This is a genomic window from Pseudomonas sp. NPDC087185 (genome assembly GCF_044744955.1).
Taxonomy (GTDB): Bacteria; Pseudomonadota; Gammaproteobacteria; order Pseudomonadales; family Pseudomonadaceae; genus Aquipseudomonas.
In genome coordinates this window covers 303,442-317,372 of record NZ_JBIUZK010000003.1, presented here as the reverse complement: position 1 = coordinate 317,372, position 13,931 = coordinate 303,442, and the positions used below count along the sequence as shown (strand labels likewise).

General features: G+C 62.2%; 20 protein-coding genes. 8 read left to right on the top strand and 12 right to left on the bottom strand.

Annotation, left to right across the window (positions count from 1 at the left end; translation table 11 throughout):
- The first annotated feature begins 60 nt into the window (after positions 1 to 60).
- On the top strand, positions 61 to 357 hold the full coding sequence (locus tag ACIPIJ_RS11725) for a hypothetical protein (RefSeq protein WP_401076536.1): 297 nt from the start codon (positions 61 to 63) through the stop codon (positions 355 to 357).
- Positions 358 to 446: 89 nt separating this feature from the next.
- Here the strand turns inward: ACIPIJ_RS11725 and ACIPIJ_RS11720 are convergent, their stop codons facing one another.
- Positions 447 to 596 (bottom strand): hypothetical protein, encoded by a 150-nt coding sequence (locus ACIPIJ_RS11720; RefSeq protein ID WP_401076534.1) that lies wholly within the window; start codon positions 594 to 596, stop codon positions 447 to 449.
- 351 nt (positions 597 to 947) lie between these two features.
- Between ACIPIJ_RS11720 and ACIPIJ_RS11715 the strand changes: the two genes are divergently transcribed.
- Positions 948 to 1,280 (top strand): hypothetical protein, encoded by a 333-nt coding sequence (locus tag ACIPIJ_RS11715; protein ID WP_401076532.1) that lies wholly within the window; start codon positions 948 to 950, stop codon positions 1,278 to 1,280.
- Positions 1,281 to 1,448: 168 nt separating this feature from the next.
- Positions 1,449 to 1,808: a hypothetical protein gene (locus ACIPIJ_RS11710; RefSeq protein WP_401077557.1), complete on the top strand. Its 360-nt coding sequence runs from the start codon at positions 1,449 to 1,451 to the stop codon at positions 1,806 to 1,808.
- A gap of 190 nt (positions 1,809 to 1,998) precedes the next feature.
- Here ACIPIJ_RS11710 and ACIPIJ_RS11705 read toward each other — a convergent pair whose 3' ends face one another.
- On the bottom strand, positions 1,999 to 3,234 hold the full coding sequence (locus ACIPIJ_RS11705; protein WP_401076529.1) for an NADH:flavin oxidoreductase/NADH oxidase family protein: 1,236 nt from the start codon (positions 3,232 to 3,234) through the stop codon (positions 1,999 to 2,001).
- Between the two features lie 111 nt (positions 3,235 to 3,345).
- Between ACIPIJ_RS11705 and ACIPIJ_RS11700 the strand changes: the two genes are divergently transcribed.
- Positions 3,346 to 3,771: a MerR family transcriptional regulator gene (locus ACIPIJ_RS11700; protein WP_401076527.1), complete on the top strand. Its 426-nt coding sequence runs from the start codon at positions 3,346 to 3,348 to the stop codon at positions 3,769 to 3,771.
- 57 nt (positions 3,772 to 3,828) lie between these two features.
- Here the strand turns inward: ACIPIJ_RS11700 and ACIPIJ_RS11695 are convergent, their stop codons facing one another.
- The gene (locus tag ACIPIJ_RS11695) at positions 3,829 to 4,035 is read right to left on the bottom strand and encodes a hypothetical protein (protein WP_401076524.1); all 207 of its coding nucleotides are present in this window, start codon (positions 4,033 to 4,035) and stop codon (positions 3,829 to 3,831) included.
- Between the two features lie 201 nt (positions 4,036 to 4,236).
- Here ACIPIJ_RS11695 and ACIPIJ_RS11690 point away from each other — a divergent pair, with 201 nt between their 5' ends.
- Positions 4,237 to 5,025 (top strand): lipopolysaccharide biosynthesis protein, encoded by a 789-nt coding sequence (locus ACIPIJ_RS11690; RefSeq protein ID WP_401076522.1) that lies wholly within the window; start codon positions 4,237 to 4,239, stop codon positions 5,023 to 5,025.
- Between the two features lie 84 nt (positions 5,026 to 5,109).
- Positions 5,110 to 5,610, top strand: a complete 501-nt coding sequence (locus ACIPIJ_RS11685) for a methylated-DNA--[protein]-cysteine S-methyltransferase (protein WP_401076519.1) — start codon at positions 5,110 to 5,112, stop codon at positions 5,608 to 5,610.
- Positions 5,611 to 5,624: 14 nt separating this feature from the next.
- Here the strand turns inward: ACIPIJ_RS11685 and ACIPIJ_RS11680 are convergent, their stop codons facing one another.
- The 3 genes from ACIPIJ_RS11680 to ACIPIJ_RS11670 all read right to left on the bottom strand — a co-directional run bounded on the left by ACIPIJ_RS11680 (position 5,625) and on the right by ACIPIJ_RS11670 (position 7,202).
- Complete coding sequence (locus ACIPIJ_RS11680) at positions 5,625 to 5,867, bottom strand: hypothetical protein (protein ID WP_401076516.1); 243 nt, start codon at positions 5,865 to 5,867, stop codon at positions 5,625 to 5,627.
- Entirely contained in the window at positions 5,864 to 6,607 is a 744-nt protein-coding gene (locus ACIPIJ_RS11675) for a carbon-nitrogen hydrolase family protein (RefSeq protein ID WP_401076514.1), read from the bottom strand. The genes ACIPIJ_RS11680 and ACIPIJ_RS11675 overlap by 4 nt, the downstream gene beginning before the upstream one ends.
- 79 nt (positions 6,608 to 6,686) lie before the next feature.
- Entirely contained in the window at positions 6,687 to 7,202 is a 516-nt protein-coding gene (locus ACIPIJ_RS11670) for a DUF3016 domain-containing protein (RefSeq protein WP_401076512.1), read from the bottom strand.
- 74 nt (positions 7,203 to 7,276) lie between these two features.
- Here ACIPIJ_RS11670 and ACIPIJ_RS11665 point away from each other — a divergent pair, with 74 nt between their 5' ends.
- On the top strand, positions 7,277 to 8,002 hold the full coding sequence (locus ACIPIJ_RS11665; protein WP_401076509.1) for a metallophosphoesterase: 726 nt from the start codon (positions 7,277 to 7,279) through the stop codon (positions 8,000 to 8,002).
- Here ACIPIJ_RS11665 and ACIPIJ_RS11660 read toward each other — a convergent pair.
- Together ACIPIJ_RS11660 and ACIPIJ_RS11655 are read right to left on the bottom strand one after the other, a co-directional pair.
- A complete protein-coding gene (locus tag ACIPIJ_RS11660) occupies positions 7,950 to 8,564 on the bottom strand; it encodes a LysE family translocator (RefSeq protein ID WP_401076507.1) in 615 nt (204 codons plus the stop codon). The genes ACIPIJ_RS11665 and ACIPIJ_RS11660 overlap by 53 nt on opposite strands.
- 83 nt (positions 8,565 to 8,647) lie before the next feature.
- Positions 8,648 to 9,457, bottom strand: a complete 810-nt coding sequence (locus ACIPIJ_RS11655) for an AraC family transcriptional regulator (protein ID WP_401076505.1) — start codon at positions 9,455 to 9,457, stop codon at positions 8,648 to 8,650.
- Positions 9,458 to 9,588: 131 nt separating this feature from the next.
- Here ACIPIJ_RS11655 and ACIPIJ_RS11650 point away from each other — a divergent pair, with 131 nt between their 5' ends.
- On the top strand, positions 9,589 to 10,212 hold the full coding sequence (locus tag ACIPIJ_RS11650) for a LysE family translocator (protein WP_401076502.1): 624 nt from the start codon (positions 9,589 to 9,591) through the stop codon (positions 10,210 to 10,212).
- 13 nt (positions 10,213 to 10,225) lie between these two features.
- On the opposite strand, the gene ACIPIJ_RS11645 is transcribed toward ACIPIJ_RS11650, so the two are convergent.
- From ACIPIJ_RS11645 to hbdH, 4 genes are all read right to left on the bottom strand, one after another.
- Complete coding sequence (locus tag ACIPIJ_RS11645; protein WP_009686637.1) at positions 10,226 to 10,501, bottom strand: peptidylprolyl isomerase; 276 nt, start codon at positions 10,499 to 10,501, stop codon at positions 10,226 to 10,228.
- Between the two features lie 37 nt (positions 10,502 to 10,538).
- A complete protein-coding gene (locus tag ACIPIJ_RS11640) occupies positions 10,539 to 12,497 on the bottom strand; it encodes an acetoacetate--CoA ligase (RefSeq protein ID WP_401076500.1) in 1,959 nt (652 codons plus the stop codon).
- A 71-nt stretch (positions 12,498 to 12,568) separates the two neighbouring features.
- Positions 12,569 to 13,048, bottom strand: coding sequence for a serine protease inhibitor ecotin (eco, locus tag ACIPIJ_RS11635; protein WP_401076497.1), 480 nt, complete (start codon positions 13,046 to 13,048; stop codon positions 12,569 to 12,571).
- 54 nt (positions 13,049 to 13,102) lie between these two features.
- Entirely contained in the window at positions 13,103 to 13,873 is a 771-nt protein-coding gene (gene hbdH, locus ACIPIJ_RS11630) for a 3-hydroxybutyrate dehydrogenase (protein ID WP_401076494.1), read from the bottom strand.
- Positions 13,874 to 13,931: the final 58 nt, after the last annotated feature.

Here is a 13,931-nt window from a genome sequence, read left to right as displayed (position 1 = left end):
GGAAAGATGGTTGAGCTTCGGCTATTGCTGGAACAGCGGCCATTGAATCTGGAGGTTTGAATGAAGCGCTTTGTGTTGGGTGCAATGGTGTTTTCTGTAGCCGGTATGGCCAACGCCGAGATTCCCTTGGTAAACGCGACCTGCCCGGGCGGAATCGAAGTGCACGCGGATGAGGGCGGCCCCGTGTACATCGATGGCAAGGAAGCAAAGCTGAAGAAGTTCAGTGACGCGTACTTCGAGGCCAAGGGCAGTGGGGTGACCGTGTCGCTGATGATCAACCCGGATGGCTCCCTGGGTGTTTCCTACACCGGCAAGGGAGGCGCCAATGGCGTGTGCGAGTTGACGGAGCAAGACTGAGCGTAACGCCATTTCAAGGTGATGGGTTGTTACCAGCGCCCTGTGCTGCCAACCACACGGCGCTGGTTTGTCTCATGGCTTCGGGCTCCTCACCATTGGCCCGAGAAGAGGCAGGTCAACGCTTCGATCCCGCTGAACTTCCACCAGGAATCGCTACAGCTCTCGGCGAACGCATAGGCGTTGGAGGTGGACAGCGCGAAGGCGATCGCCGAGGCGTAGAGGATTTTCTTTACTGACATGGCCAATATCCTTTTGGAGTGGTGCTTGAGGTGGAGCCACCCTGGTAATGGATGGCTCAGACACTGTAAGCCCTGGCGCTGTCGCCGACGATTAGGCCTGTTGTGCTAATGGCAAAGGGGCAGCAGTTACCCGTTCAGCAAAAATGTTGGAACTGTCTTCACCGGTAGGAAGCCAAGTTTGTCGATATAGCAAACGAGAATATTGGCTTGATACGGGGGCGGAGTAACATGGACCGGTCATAAAACTAAAACAGGGGCTTTTCTCGGTCGCTACTTTTTGCAGAATGCTTGAAGGGGGCAGCTGGAGTGTGTCGCGTGAAAAGTTCACTATCATTCGCAGGCGCAATACTGATGTCAGCGTTGGCTACAACTTTTATATCGGGGTGTGCACAAAACCCTGATGTACGTGATGGCCACGATTATACGTCCGGCATAACCGAGAAAAGCCCGCCGGACTACCTGGGCTGTGTCAAGGAAGAGTTGCACGGCAGCGCCATGACGTATGAAGTCGGCAGTGGCGACTCGGTGAAGCTGTTCGTCGACAGCACCGACCCCAACATAGCCAACGGCCTGGTCGAGTTGCGCAACACCGGCACGCATCATCAATTCACCGCTTACCAACGTGATGCCTGGTACGACCATGGTCGGCTGCTGGATGCAGCCCTCATGTGTTCAAAAGCCTAGACAGCAGCCACAGGAACAAAAAGCCCGCACCCGTGAGCGCGGGCTTTTTGTGATGGGTGCTGATCCCTCAGCGCGATTGATTGTAAGTTAATCATTCGCATTTGGAATGCGACAGAAGTCTGGAGTGCTACGTTGGTGGATTAGTGCTTTGGCAAAAGCATGGCTAAAATGCACCCTGTTCATTGGGGTCAATTGCAAATGCCTATTTTTCGTATCCTGTTCAGTGCTGCGCTGGTCGTTTCCCTCGCCGGTTGCGCAAACCCGGGTAAGCCCACCGCCAGTAAGCTGACCCACAAATCGCCCCAGGATTATGCCGCTTGTGTATTGCCCAAGTGGCAAGCGCTGGCGCCGCTCACCACGCAAAAGTCCATCAGCCACGGTTATCGGCTGACTGCACCCAGTGCAGTTACCTCCGACGAAATTCTGGAAGTGGTGGAGAACCGCGAAGGCAGCCGGGCGACCTTCTACAAAGGCAGTTTTCTTTCCGGTGACAAGCTGCGCCAGGCGGCCAGGGAATGCCTGGATTGAACACTCGGTAACCCGAACCGCCCATCCCCCCAGGCTGGGTGGAGGCCGCCTGGTTTTGCGCTGCGCTGACGGGGCCAGCGTGTAGTCAAAGCAAGTGCCCGGCACCACGGTGCGGTCCGACTCGGCGTGTGTTTTGCCACCGATTTGCAGGACTTGCTTCTTGGTCAGAGCGCGCGGGCGTGCAGTCGCATTATTGCAGTCGGCTATTCATCATGCGCTTGTACTGTTTTACTCGGCGCAGCGTGCAGTATTGCTCCAACAACAACGCGCGCAGCGGCGACGCATGGGCTGTTGGCCTGTTCCCGGCTGCCAGCCGACGCATCTGCAACTTCACCAAAGCCATGTAAGCCAGTGCGGCGAACGCCTTGCGCTTCCAGCGAATGGGCGGCAAAGCTGCCGTGGCGCTGGCCTCGCCATTTTTCCAGCGCCGGGGCAGGGCCGGGTCAACCGCCAGCGCTGTGGCGATGCCGGCCATGGCCACCCCTTTTTCCAGCACCTGTTCGACCACCGGCAGGCGGCGAATGCCGCCTGTAACCATCACCGGCATCGTTGCGATGGCGGCAATTTCCTCGGCGAATTCCAGGAAGTAGGCCTCGCGCGCCAAGGTGCGGCCGTCGCGGGCATCGCCTTGCATGGCCGGTGCCTCGTAACTGCCGCCAGACAGTTCCACCAGGTCTACCGGCAGTTCGTTAAGCCACAGTACCACCTGGCGGGCATCCGCCGGCTCAAAGCCACCACGCTGGAAGTCTGCCGAGTTGAGTTTCACCGCCACGCTGAAACCGGTTGAGACCACGGCCCGTATGGCCTTGATCACCTCCAGTAACAAGCGTGCGCGGTTTTCCAGGCTGCCGCCCCAACGGTCCTGGCGCTGGTTGCTCAGCGGTGAAAGAAACTGGCTCAGCAGGTAGCCGTGCGCGGCATGAACCTGCACGCCGCTAAAACCGGCTGTTTCGGCGAGCGCGGCAGTACGGGCGAAGCGTTCGATCAGCGCGGCAATTTCCGAGTCGTCCAGTGCCTTGGGCAGCGCGAACAGCTTGGACAAGCCGCCCATCTCCAGGGCTATCGCCGAGGGAGCCACAGTGGCCTGGCCGAGGTTGGCCTGCATCTGCCGGCCTGGGTGGTTGATCTGCATCCAGAACTGCGCGCCGTGGGCCCTGCCGATTTCGGCCCATTGGCGAAAGCGCAGCAATTGCTGGCTGTCATCCAGCATCACACCACCGGGGCCAGTCATGGCGCTGGGGTCGATCATGACGTTGCCGGTCAATAGCAGCCCGGCACCGCCCTCGGCCCAGGCCTGGTAAAGGCGCAGCAGCTGGTCTGACGGGGCCTGGTCGGGGCTGGCGAGGTTTTCTTCCATCGCCGCTTTGGCGATGCGGTTGGGGATAACGCTGCCATTGGGCAAGAGCAGTGGCTGGAAGGGCGTCATGACGTTCTCCGAAATGCTGCGCCGTGCACCTTCAGGTGCCAGGCGGTCGTGGGTTTCGAAGAAGGCTAAGGTTAAAGTAAACCTTAAGGTCAAGAGAGAAATCACCCCATCATGAAAATCGGCGAACTGGCGCGGCGCACCGGCCTCAGCGCATCGCGCATACGTTTCTACGAAGCCAGCGGCCTGATAGCGGCCCGGCGCCTGGGCAATGGCTATCGGGATTACCCCGAGCAGGCGGTGAGAGCGCTGGAAATCATTACCTGCGGGCAGCAAGCCGGGTTCAGCCTGGAGGAAATGGGCAGGCTTACCGGCGCATCGGCCATGGGCGCGGAGCGTCATGAGCGTCTGTTGGCCAGCCTCAAGGGCAAGGTAGCCGAGATCGAAGCGATGCAGCAGCGCCTGGCTCAAAACCGCGCGCAATTGTTGGCGATTATTTCGGGTATCGAAGGCAAGCCCCAGGGGATGGACTGTGATGAAAATGCACAACGGTTGATCGCCGACTGGCAGCGCGGTGAGGGGGGCGTTTCAAAGGCTTGATAGGGGCCCGCTCCCCGGACGCTCAGCTGATTCCTTAAGGCGCGGGCATGGCTGTACTTATCGCTTTTCAACCTTCTGGTTCAACTGGCGACATTGTACCTCTGCATCCACCTTGCTCGGGTAGCTGGGCGTGAGCCGCTCCTTGGCCTGGTTGTCATAGATGTCGAACCCACCGCACACGGTAGCTGCGTAGTACCTGGCACCAACGCGGAAGGCGTCCCGTTCGATGGGCACAGCTGGAACGATAACGAATCGTGGTTGCATGGTTCGTGCCTCCCCAGGCTGAGACTTAAGTATTAGTTCCTTGAGGGATAACCAGCAAGGAAACTAATGAATAAAAGACGGTTGCGCACGAGAACGAAACGTGACCCGTTCGTCGGATTTTGTAAGGGTTATGTAAAACTGACTGCATGTTGGGCAAGGGTAGGTATTCTTTCTGCATAGTCCAAACCGATGATGTACGTGATGAACACACTTCCGTCGCAGCTCAATGCTGAACGCGGGGCGTTCTCCAGTTTCGAGGCGTGTCGCAATACCCAGAAGGGCCCCGTGGTGATTCTCGCCTCGGGCGCCTCGGCCAAGCAGTTCCCCATGCGTGAATTCGCGCACCTTCCGGTCATCGCCATGAATGGCTCCGTCGCGCTCACCGCCGAGTGCGCCGTGAAGCCCTTCTTCTACCTCTGCACCGACAAGAGCTTTCGTGATCAACAGCCCGAGCTGTTTGCCCTGGCGCTGCGTGACAGCCAACGCCTGGCGTTGTGGCCCGAACAATTCGTCGGCGCCGATATCCCGGCTGGCACCGAATGTTATCCGCTGCACAAAGCCGAACCCCCGGGCCTGATCGATGGCTTGCGTGGGCACGGCGGCAGCCATGTGTGCAGCCGGGCGCTGTGGAGCAAACGGGCGCGCTCGATCGCCTTCAGCAAGGACCTTTCAACCGGTTACTACGATGCCCGCACGGTGGCTTACGTGGCCTTGCAACTGGCGTATCACCTGGGGTTCGAGCAGGTACTGATGGTTGGCGTGGACCTTGATCAGTCGCTTGGGCGCTTTTACGAGGGTGATGAAGGCGAACATTCGCCCTGTGGTCTGGATCAGCACTGGGACAGCAGAATTTTGCCCTCGCTGACCCTGATGGCCGAGCAGGTGGTGAATGAACATTTTCAGGTATACAACCTGTCTGCCGTCTCGCGCATTCCTGGGGCACTGATCCCGAAAATCGACTTGACGGAGGCAAGGCGTATCGCTTTTTAAAGATTACCTGCGCAAGAAAGCGGGTGCGTTGGCCTGGGGGCAGCGTTAGAGTGCGCGGACTTTGCCACGCAGTGAGTGCCTCTCATGTCCAGCGCCTTCACCCTCATGCAATCCCCGGTCGGTACTTTGACCCTGGTCGCCCGTGGCGGGTGCCTGGCCGCCGTGTTGTGGGAAGAAGAGCGGGAAAACCGCGTACGTCTGGGCGAGCTGCACCGGGATGATCACCTGCCGATCCTGCGTGAAACTGCGTGCCAGTTGGGTGAGTACTTTGCCGGCAAACGCCAGTGCTTCGAACTGGCACTGGACTTTGTCGGCACCGAGTTCCAGCGGCAGGTGTGGGCGGCCTTGTTGACCATTCCTTTTGGCGAGACCCGCAGCTACAGCGATATCGCCCGGCAGATCGGCAACCCCAGTGCGGTGCGGGCGGTAGGCGCGGCCAATGGGCGTAATCCGATCTCGATCATCGCCCCGTGCCACCGGGTGATTGGTGCGTCTGGTGGTTTGACCGGCTTTGCTGGTGGGTTGCCGGCCAAGCAGTACCTCTTGGCGCTTGAAGGGCGTCAGAGCCTGGCTCTGGATTTTTAGCCAAGGCTGCATGTTCAGCTGAACCAGAACGCCAGCAGGCAGAGCACCACTGCCAGCACCGCCCCCGCCATCAGCGTGTAGTGCCGATGCGCCCGCCGCGCATGCGGCCGCACTTCCCGCAGGTATTGCCCGGGCGATGGCGCGTCTGGGCGGTGGCGCAACCCCTCGGCGATGTCGGCCAATTGGCCCTGAATCAACAGCCCCACCAGGTAATAGGTACTGGCAAAACTGGCCAGGATCAAAAGCAGGTATTTCATCCGGCAAGCGCATCCAGCGGCACGCCAATGGCGCTGCAGGTAACGGTGTCCAGCACGATCATGCCTTCATGTCGGTCGTCCAGAACCGCCAGCAGATTGCCTTGGCTATCCCAGGCCGCCGAGCCGCCGGCACCGATGAAGTTGTCGGCTGGGCCTACGCAGTTGGCCATCAACAGGGGGATGCCCAGGGTACGCGCCACCTCCGGGTAGTGTTCATGGCCTTCGCGGATGCCCTTGGCGGTTTTCGCAACGCTCACCAGGTACAGTTGCGCGCCCATTGAGCGCGCCTGCTCGGCATGTTCAATGAACATTGATTCATAACAGATAGCGGGTGCCACCTGCAGTTGCCCAACCGTAAAAATCAGTGGTTGGCCACCGGCTTTGAAAAACGCCAGCTCATCGTCGTGCAGGCGCTGTTTGGCATACGCCAGGCGCGCATGGCCTGGGCGCAGAATGGGCATGCCGATCTGGATGCCATCCGCCGTGCTCAGCGGCAGGCCCACAGCCATGCAAATATTCAGTCGATCACAGATTGCCTGCAGTGGCTCAAGGTGGGCGCAGGAAACAGGTAAGGCCAGTTGCTGGGCAAGAGTGGGCTCATAGCCGGTCAGTGACAGCTCGGGGAACACCACCAGTTCAGCGCCCAGCGCCGCAGCCTGCTCGATGCAGTGCAGGTGCCGGTTGAGGTTGCCCTGCAAGTCGCCTTTGCGTGATGCCAGTTGTACGGCGCACAGTTTCATGGATTGAATACCTTCCTTGGTGCAGGTCGAAGGGCCGAGCATACTACCGGCGCGATCGCTTGTTCCAGTGAAGGGTATTTCAGGATGCGGGGTGCGGCGCGAAACGTTGGCGGAACCACTCGTTCAACATGGCCTTTTCCGCATACAGGCGGTCACTGCTGCTGGCCGCGCGGCCCGGGCGGCTGAGGTACATCTTGTCGCTTACCCGTTCCTTGGCCTGCTGGCTGGGCATGCCGGGCTGGCTCAGGGTGTAGCTCAGGTCGATGGTCGGCCAGGTAATCTCGCGCATGAAGCGCACATCGTAGGCCCGGCTGTGCCAAGGTTCGAAACGGCCGGCCAGGTCGATGTCACGGATGTCGATGACCAGTTGCTGGCCTGGCTGCAGGTAGCGTTGGCCAAGCTTCTGCAGGTATTGGGTGAGGGTTTTCATGACGTATTCGTCGGCCCCGCGTTCGTAGCCTGGGCTGTCCAGGCTGGCGTCGCGGAATTTTTCGGGATGGTCGAAGCGCACCTCGACCTGCGCAGGTGGGGTGGCTTGTGCCATGCTGTTGGTTGACAGCGCCATGAGCACGGCGCAGACGAGAGCGGTACGCATGATGCACCTCCAGGGCGTGCTGCGTGTTCGTCCATTTTACGCCTGCCAGGGTGCGGCAGCAGAGGAACATTGTAATGAGCCGGTTTCGGCGGGTAGCCACCAACAGCCAGGGGCGTGACTTGGCCGTTGGCGATATTCACGGGCATTTTCGGCGCCTTGAGCAGTGCCTGGGTGCGGTGGGCTTCAACCCCGAGCTCGATCGGCTGTTCAGCGTCGGCGACCTGGTCGACCGCGGCCCGCACAGCGAACAAGCCCTGGCGTGGCTCGACAAACCCTGGTTTCACGCTGTGCAGGGCAACCATGAGTCATTGGCCATCACCCACTTCAATGGCGGATGGCTCGACCTGGACATGTACCGGGCAGCGGGGGGTGGCTGGTTCATCGACCTGCCGAAGGACGTACAGGCGCTCTTTGTCGAACAATTCCTGCGGTTGCCGATTGCCATGGAAGTGCCGACGCGCGACGGGTTGATCGGCCTGTTGCATGCCGATAGCCCATTCAATGACTGGGCCATCCTGCGCGACAGCTTGCTGTTCGACGATGACGCACAGGTGCGCGAGGTCTGCCAATGGTCGCGACAGCGCCTGAAAGACGGTGATACCGCAGCCGTCGAAGGCGTGCGGGCCATGTTGGTCGGGCATACCCCGGTGCTGCAGGCCAAACGGTTGGGCAACGTCTGGCACCTGGACACCGGCGGTTGGGCCAATGGCCATTTCAGCCTGATGGACCTGAGCACCCTGCAATTGCTCAGCCCTGCGCCAGGTGAACCAGCAGCACCCCGGCCAGCACCACCAGCATGATCCCCGAGGCCCGCTCCAGCCAGGGCAGGGCATGCGAGAAGCGCCGCAACAGGCGTTGATTGCCGACGGCCATGGCCACCAACAGGTCCCACAGCAGCACGATGCTGAACATCCACGTGCCATAGGCCCACTTCCAGCCTGGGCTGCTGCTGGCGACCATGCTGGCGAGGCTGGCATAGAACAGCGCGTTCTTGGGGTTGAGTATGCCGGATACAACGCCCATGCCCAGCCCCCGCCACCAACCGTCAGCTGCCGCTCGCGTGCCGACAGCTGCCAGCTCGGATTGCCCGGCATGGCGCAGGAACAGCACGCCGATATACAGCAGATAACCCGCACCGGCCAGTTGCAGGGTGATGAACAGCGCGCTGCCCTCGCGCAGCACCGCCAGGCCAGCAAAGGCCACGCCGATGAACACGCCATTGGCCAGGGCAATGCCCAGGCAGGCACCGCTGGCGACCCGCCAACCGGCATTGACCGAAGCCCGGGCGACCAGGAAAAAGTCCGGCCCAGGCGAGAGCAGGGCGAGAAAGTGGGCGAGGGCGACGATCAGGAACTGCTCCATGGGGCGGTTTTCTCAGAATGGAAAGCCGCAGTGTGGAGGCAGGTCGGGCACGGGTATTGAAGAATATTGCAGGCCGCCGAGGCCTATCGATACTGCCCGGGCGTTACACCCACATGCGCCTTGAACACTCGCTGAAAATGGCTTTGATCGGCGAACCCCAAGCGGTAGGCCACCTCGGCCAGCGCCTGGCCGTCGCGCAGCAGCTGCCGGCCACGGTTGACCCGGGCGTTGATCAGGTAGGCATGCGGCGTCAGCCCGGTGGCGGCGCGGAAGGCCCGAATCAACTGGTAACGGCCAAGGCCTGCTTGCCGCGCCAGCGCCTCCAGGCTCAACGGTGCCGGGTCGTCGGCTTCGATGCGCGCGATCAAACCACGCAGGGCCGGCAAGGCCAGCCTGGGCGCAGGTGCAGGCGCCAGCGGCGGATGCTCGGAAAAATCATGATCGCCCATGAAGGCGATCAGTGCGGCTTCCTTCTCGGTAACGCCCGCGCCTGAAAACAGCAATTCGTTCAACGCGCAGAACGCGCGATACAGCGCGGGTTGCCGGCTGATACGCGCTGGCGCCCCAGGCTCGGCCGCGCGCAGCCCCGACTCCAGGCGCAGTTGCGCCAGCCAGTCGGCCGCCACGTGCAGCATCTGGTAGCTCCATGCCTGGCCGGGCTCGGGGTTGCACGCGTGGACCCGCTGTGCGGGCACCAGCACCAGGGTGCCGGGTGTCAGGCGCTGCTGCCCATCGGCTGCGCCGCTGAAGTGGCTGAAGCCCGCGTCCACGGCACCGATCGAAAACGTCGGATGGCTGTGGGCCTTGTAGCAGGCACGGCTGTGGCAGGCGCGGCGGCTTTCCACCCAGGGCAGGGCCGGGTCACGCCAGAGCAAGGAGCGGGTACGGGGCATGCAGGAATCCTCGGTCAGCTCGGCAGCTTAGCAGCGCCGCGGGCACGGTCGTACAGTTTTTGCCAATGGCTGTACCTTGACCGCCCACCGCTCAGGCACCGACATTAGCGGCAGATTTCCAGGAGAACAAAATGGACCTGTCGAGCCTGCTGCTATTCATCCCTGCCTGCTTCGCCCTGAACATGGCGCCGGGGCCGAACAACCTGCTGTCGCTGCACAATGCCAGCCGCTACGGCCTGCGTACCGCGTGCGTGGCCGGTGGCGGGCGCATCGTCGCCTTCAGCGGCATGATCGGCCTGGCGGCCATGGGCCTGGCGGTGGTGCTGCACACCAGCGAATACCTGTTTCTGGTGATCAAGGTGGTCGGCGCCGCCTACCTGTTCTACATCGCCTGGCAGCTGTGGCGCGCACCGGTGGGCGAGGCGCTGATGACGAACGATCAGCCCCGTGGCAGCTGGCGCCTGGCGCGCCAGGAGTTCTGGGTGGCGGCGGGCAACCCGAAGGCGATCCTGATCTTCACGGCCTTCCTGCCACAGTTCGTTTCGGTTGGCAGCGCCACGCCGGTCAGCGAGCAGTTCCTCTGGCTGGGCCTGCTGTTCCTGTTGCTGGAGTGGGCGGCGATTGCCATCTACGCAGGGTTGGGCGCCTACCTGCAGCGTTGGTTCAGCCAGCCGGGGCCACGCCGTCTGTTCAACCGGGTCAGTGCCACCCTGCTGGGCTGCGCCGGCCTTGGATTGCTGGCGGCGCGGCGCTAGCCCCTGCGGGGGCTCAGTCGCGGTAGAACGTCTGCACCAGGTGATAACCGAACTTGCTCTTGATCGGGCCGTGTACCACACGCAGGGGCTTCTTGAAGATCACCTGGTCGATTGCACCCACCATTTGGCCTGGGCGTACCTCGCCCAGGTCGCCACCGCGCTTGCCCGAAGGGCAGGTGGAAAACTTCTTGGCCAGCACGTCGAAAGCCTCGCCGTTGGCGATGCGCTGCTTGAGCTTTTCGGCTTCGTCAGCGGTCTTGACCAGGATGTGGCGGGCTTGAGCTTTCATCGGACACCTGTGTTTCGGGGTAAAAAAAAGGGCGCCATTATGCCTGATCGCGCAGCTCCGCGCGGTCGCGAAATTGCTCGAGCGCCTCAGGGTTGGCCAAGGCGTCGGTATTTTTCACCGGCAGCCCGTGCACCACGTTGCGGATCGCCAGTTCCACCAGCTTGCCGCTGATGGTGCGCGGCATGTCGCTGACCTGGGCGATCACCGCAGGCACATGGCGTGGTGTGGCGTACTGGCGGATCACCTGGCGGATGCGCTGGCGCAAAGCCTCATCGAGCTCAAGGTTATCTCGCAGGCGTACGAACAGCACCACCCGCACATCGCCTTGCCAGTCCTGGCCGATGGCGACGCTTTCCAGCACCTGCTCGACCTTTTCCACCTGGCGGTAGATTTCTGCGGTGCCGATGCGCACGCCGCCCGGGTTGAGCACGGCATCGGAGCGGCCGTGAATCACCATGCCGCCGGTGACGCCTTGTTCGGCATAGTCACCTTGTGCCCAGGTGCCTGGAAATTGGCTGAAATAGGCATCGTGGTAGCGGCTGCCATCGGCGTCGTTCCAAAAGCCCAAGGGCATCGACGGGAAGTGGCGGGTGCACACCAGCTCGCCTTTTTCACCCGTTACCGGCTGGCCATACTCGTTCCAGACTTCCACTGCCATGCCCAGGCCCTTGCAGGCGATTTCGCCGCGGCGTACCGGCAGGGTCGGGTTGCCCAGTACGAAGCAGGACACGATATCGGTACCGCCGGACATCGATGCCAGGCATACGTCCGCCTTGATCTTGCCGTATACGTAGTCGTAGCTGTGCGGCGACAGTGGGGAGCCGGTTGAGAGGATCAGCCGCAGGCTGTCCAGGCGATGGCTGCGGGCCGGCACCAGGCCTTCCTGCTCAAGCGCCGCCAGGTACTTGGCACTGGTGCCGAAGGCCTGGATGCGCTCGGCATCGATCAGGTCGAGCAGGCGCTCGGGCCCGGGGTGGAAGGGCGAGCCGTCGTACAGTACCAGCGTGGCGCCAGCCGCCAGGCCGCTGGCCAGCCAGTTCCACATCATCCAGCCGCAGGTGGTGTAGTAGAACAGCACGTCATCGGCCTTGAGGTCGTTGTGCAGGCCGTGTTCCTTGAGGTGTTGCAGCAGCACCCCACCGGCGCGGTGGACGATGCACTTCGGCACACCGGTGGTGCCGCTGGAATAGAGGATATACAGCGGGTGATCGAATGGCAGCGGGGTGAAACTGGGTTCACCACCCGCCTGGTAGAAGTCGTCCCACAGGCTGACCTCGGCGGCGCTGAATGCGTCGGCACGCGTCTGCTCACGGGTATAGGGCACCACGACCAGTTGCTCAAGCGTGGGTAACTGGGCGCACACCTGGTTGATCTTTTCGACCTGATCGATCGGCTTGCCGGCGTACGCGTAACCTGCGCAGACGATCAGCAATTTCGGTTCGATCTGGCCGAAACGGTCGATGATGCCGTGCAGGCCGAACTCAGGCGAGGAGGTCGACCACACCGCGCCGAGGCTGGTGCAGGCCAGCATCGCTACCAAGGTTTCCCAGCAGTTGGGCATGACGGCGGCGATACGGTCACCCGGCACGATACCGACGGCTTTGAAGGCTTTCTGCAGCCCGGCCACCTCGGCGGCCAGTTGCGCATGGCTGAACGACCGGCGCCTGCCATCTTCACGCACCGATACCACGGCCGGGCGATCGTCGCGGCGGCGTAGCAGGTGTTCGGCGAAATTCAGCGTGGCGCCGCTGAACCAGCGGGCGTCGGGCATCTGCGTGCCCTCGCTGAGTACCTGAACCGGTGGAGTGTGCCATAGGACCTGGAAGTAGTCGGCAAGGGTTTGCCAGAAGGCCGGCCGCTGCTCGATGCTCCAGCGGTGCAGTGCCGCGTAGTCATTGAGCTGCAGGTTGTAGCGCAGGTTGACCCTGCGGCGGAAGGCGTCCATCCGGCTGGCTTCGATCTGCGCCGTGGAGGGGCGCCAGAGCACATCGTTCATGCCGTACCTCCGGGATTCAATGGCCCCCTGCAGAAGCCATTAAAGCCGCTTCTACAGGGGCGTGGTGATACTTACTCCACTTTAGCCTTCTGCACGTCCTTCGACGCCGACCACACGCGGTAACGCACCTCGATACCTTCCGGCACATACACCACCACCGGCAGCTTGCTGTTGTAGCGCAGCATGAAGCCTTCACCGACCACCGGCACGAAGGCTTCGGTCTTCTTGCCATCCGGGCAGGCCATCAAGGTGCTGGCCGGGCCGCTGACTTTTTCCAAGCGATAGTAGTTGTAGCCCCAGCCTTCGAGGGTGCGCTGTTCCAGGCTGCCGCCCAGGCGCTGGCGGTTGCAGTCCACTTGCAGTGTCTTGCCGGCAAGAATTTCAAGCTTGTACCCGTATTCATCGGTTTGTGCTGGCAGGTGGATGACCTGCCGGGTGAAGCCTTTTTCGGCTTCCGGGTAGGGGGCGACATCCTTGAGGCTGGCGGCCATCACCGGGGCGGCGGCCGCCAGGGTCAGGGCCAGGATCGCGGACAGAGGGGTTGGGCGCATAGGGCCTCCTTGCAATTGACGGGTGCAAGACCAGCGCCAGGCCCAGGCCGCCCTTCACTGGGCCAACCAGCCACCGTCGACGTTCCAGGCGGCGCCGCGGACCTGGCTTGCGGCCTCGCTGCACAAGAATAGTACCAGCTCGCCCAGGTGCTCAGGGGTGACGAAGGCCAATGAAGGTTGCTTCTCTGCCAGCAGGTCCGCCTGCGCCTGCTGTGGGTCGACACCCTTGGCGGCACGCTCGTCGATCTGTTTCTGCACCAGCGGGGTCAGCACCCAGCCTGGGCAGATGGCGTTGCAGGTGACGTTGCTGCTGGCGGTTTCCAGCCCCACCACCTTGGTCAGGCCGACCACGCCATGCTTGGCCGCCACGTACGCCGCCTTGCCGGTCGAGCCGACCAGCCCGTGCACCGAGGCAATGTTGATGATCCGCCCCCAGTTGCGCGCGCGCATGCCCGGCAGGGCCAGGCGCGTGCCATGGAACACCGCCGACAGGTTCAGCGCGATGATCTTGTCCCAGCTTTCGACAGGGAACTGTTCAACGGGCGCGACGTGCTGGATGCCGGCGTTGTTGACGAGGATATCGACACCGCCGAACTCGCCTTCGGCGAAGGCGAACAGCGCTTCGATCTGCGCCACATCCGACAGGTCGGCGGGGTGGTGCGCGGTCTTGACGCCATGGCGCGCTACCTCGGCCCGCGCCGCTGTGGGGTCGCCGAAACCATTGAGCAGAATGTTAGCGCCAGCGCGCGCCAGCACCTGGGCGACACCCAGGCCAATACCACTGGTGGAACCGGTGACGAGTGCAGTCTTGCCTTTGAGGGTCATGCAAATGCTCCTTGTCATGCTCGAAAAGATGAAGTCAACGTTGGCCCTGAGGGGGCAG

Excerpts from the sequence above, each read along its gene's own strand:
- ACIPIJ_RS11725 (WP_401076536.1), top strand. The coding sequence starts at position 61 with ATGAAGCGCTTTGTGTTGGGTGCAATGGTGTTTTCTGTAGCCGGTATG.
- ACIPIJ_RS11720 (WP_401076534.1), bottom strand. The coding sequence starts at position 596 with ATGTCAGTAAAGAAAATCCTCTACGCCTCGGCGATCGCCTTCGCGCTG.
- ACIPIJ_RS11715 (WP_401076532.1), top strand. The coding sequence starts at position 948 with ATGTCAGCGTTGGCTACAACTTTTATATCGGGGTGTGCACAAAACCCT.
- ACIPIJ_RS11710 (WP_401077557.1), top strand. The coding sequence starts at position 1,449 with ATGCACCCTGTTCATTGGGGTCAATTGCAAATGCCTATTTTTCGTATC.
- ACIPIJ_RS11705 (WP_401076529.1), bottom strand. The coding sequence starts at position 3,234 with ATGACGCCCTTCCAGCCACTGCTCTTGCCCAATGGCAGCGTTATCCCC.
- ACIPIJ_RS11700 (WP_401076527.1), top strand. The coding sequence starts at position 3,346 with ATGAAAATCGGCGAACTGGCGCGGCGCACCGGCCTCAGCGCATCGCGC.
- ACIPIJ_RS11695 (WP_401076524.1), bottom strand. The coding sequence starts at position 4,035 with ATGCAACCACGATTCGTTATCGTTCCAGCTGTGCCCATCGAACGGGAC.
- ACIPIJ_RS11690 (WP_401076522.1), top strand. The coding sequence starts at position 4,237 with ATGAACACACTTCCGTCGCAGCTCAATGCTGAACGCGGGGCGTTCTCC.
- ACIPIJ_RS11685 (WP_401076519.1), top strand. The coding sequence starts at position 5,110 with ATGTCCAGCGCCTTCACCCTCATGCAATCCCCGGTCGGTACTTTGACC.
- ACIPIJ_RS11680 (WP_401076516.1), bottom strand. The coding sequence starts at position 5,867 with ATGAAATACCTGCTTTTGATCCTGGCCAGTTTTGCCAGTACCTATTAC.
- ACIPIJ_RS11675 (WP_401076514.1), bottom strand. The coding sequence starts at position 6,607 with ATGAAACTGTGCGCCGTACAACTGGCATCACGCAAAGGCGACTTGCAG.
- ACIPIJ_RS11670 (WP_401076512.1), bottom strand. The coding sequence starts at position 7,202 with ATGCGTACCGCTCTCGTCTGCGCCGTGCTCATGGCGCTGTCAACCAAC.
- ACIPIJ_RS11665 (WP_401076509.1), top strand. The coding sequence starts at position 7,277 with ATGAGCCGGTTTCGGCGGGTAGCCACCAACAGCCAGGGGCGTGACTTG.
- ACIPIJ_RS11660 (WP_401076507.1), bottom strand. The coding sequence starts at position 8,564 with ATGGAGCAGTTCCTGATCGTCGCCCTCGCCCACTTTCTCGCCCTGCTC.
- ACIPIJ_RS11655 (WP_401076505.1), bottom strand. The coding sequence starts at position 9,457 with ATGCCCCGTACCCGCTCCTTGCTCTGGCGTGACCCGGCCCTGCCCTGG.
- ACIPIJ_RS11650 (WP_401076502.1), top strand. The coding sequence starts at position 9,589 with ATGGACCTGTCGAGCCTGCTGCTATTCATCCCTGCCTGCTTCGCCCTG.
- ACIPIJ_RS11645 (WP_009686637.1), bottom strand. The coding sequence starts at position 10,501 with ATGAAAGCTCAAGCCCGCCACATCCTGGTCAAGACCGCTGACGAAGCC.
- ACIPIJ_RS11640 (WP_401076500.1), bottom strand. The coding sequence starts at position 12,497 with ATGAACGATGTGCTCTGGCGCCCCTCCACGGCGCAGATCGAAGCCAGC.
- eco (WP_401076497.1), bottom strand. The coding sequence starts at position 13,048 with ATGCGCCCAACCCCTCTGTCCGCGATCCTGGCCCTGACCCTGGCGGCC.
- hbdH (WP_401076494.1), bottom strand. The coding sequence starts at position 13,873 with ATGACCCTCAAAGGCAAGACTGCACTCGTCACCGGTTCCACCAGTGGT.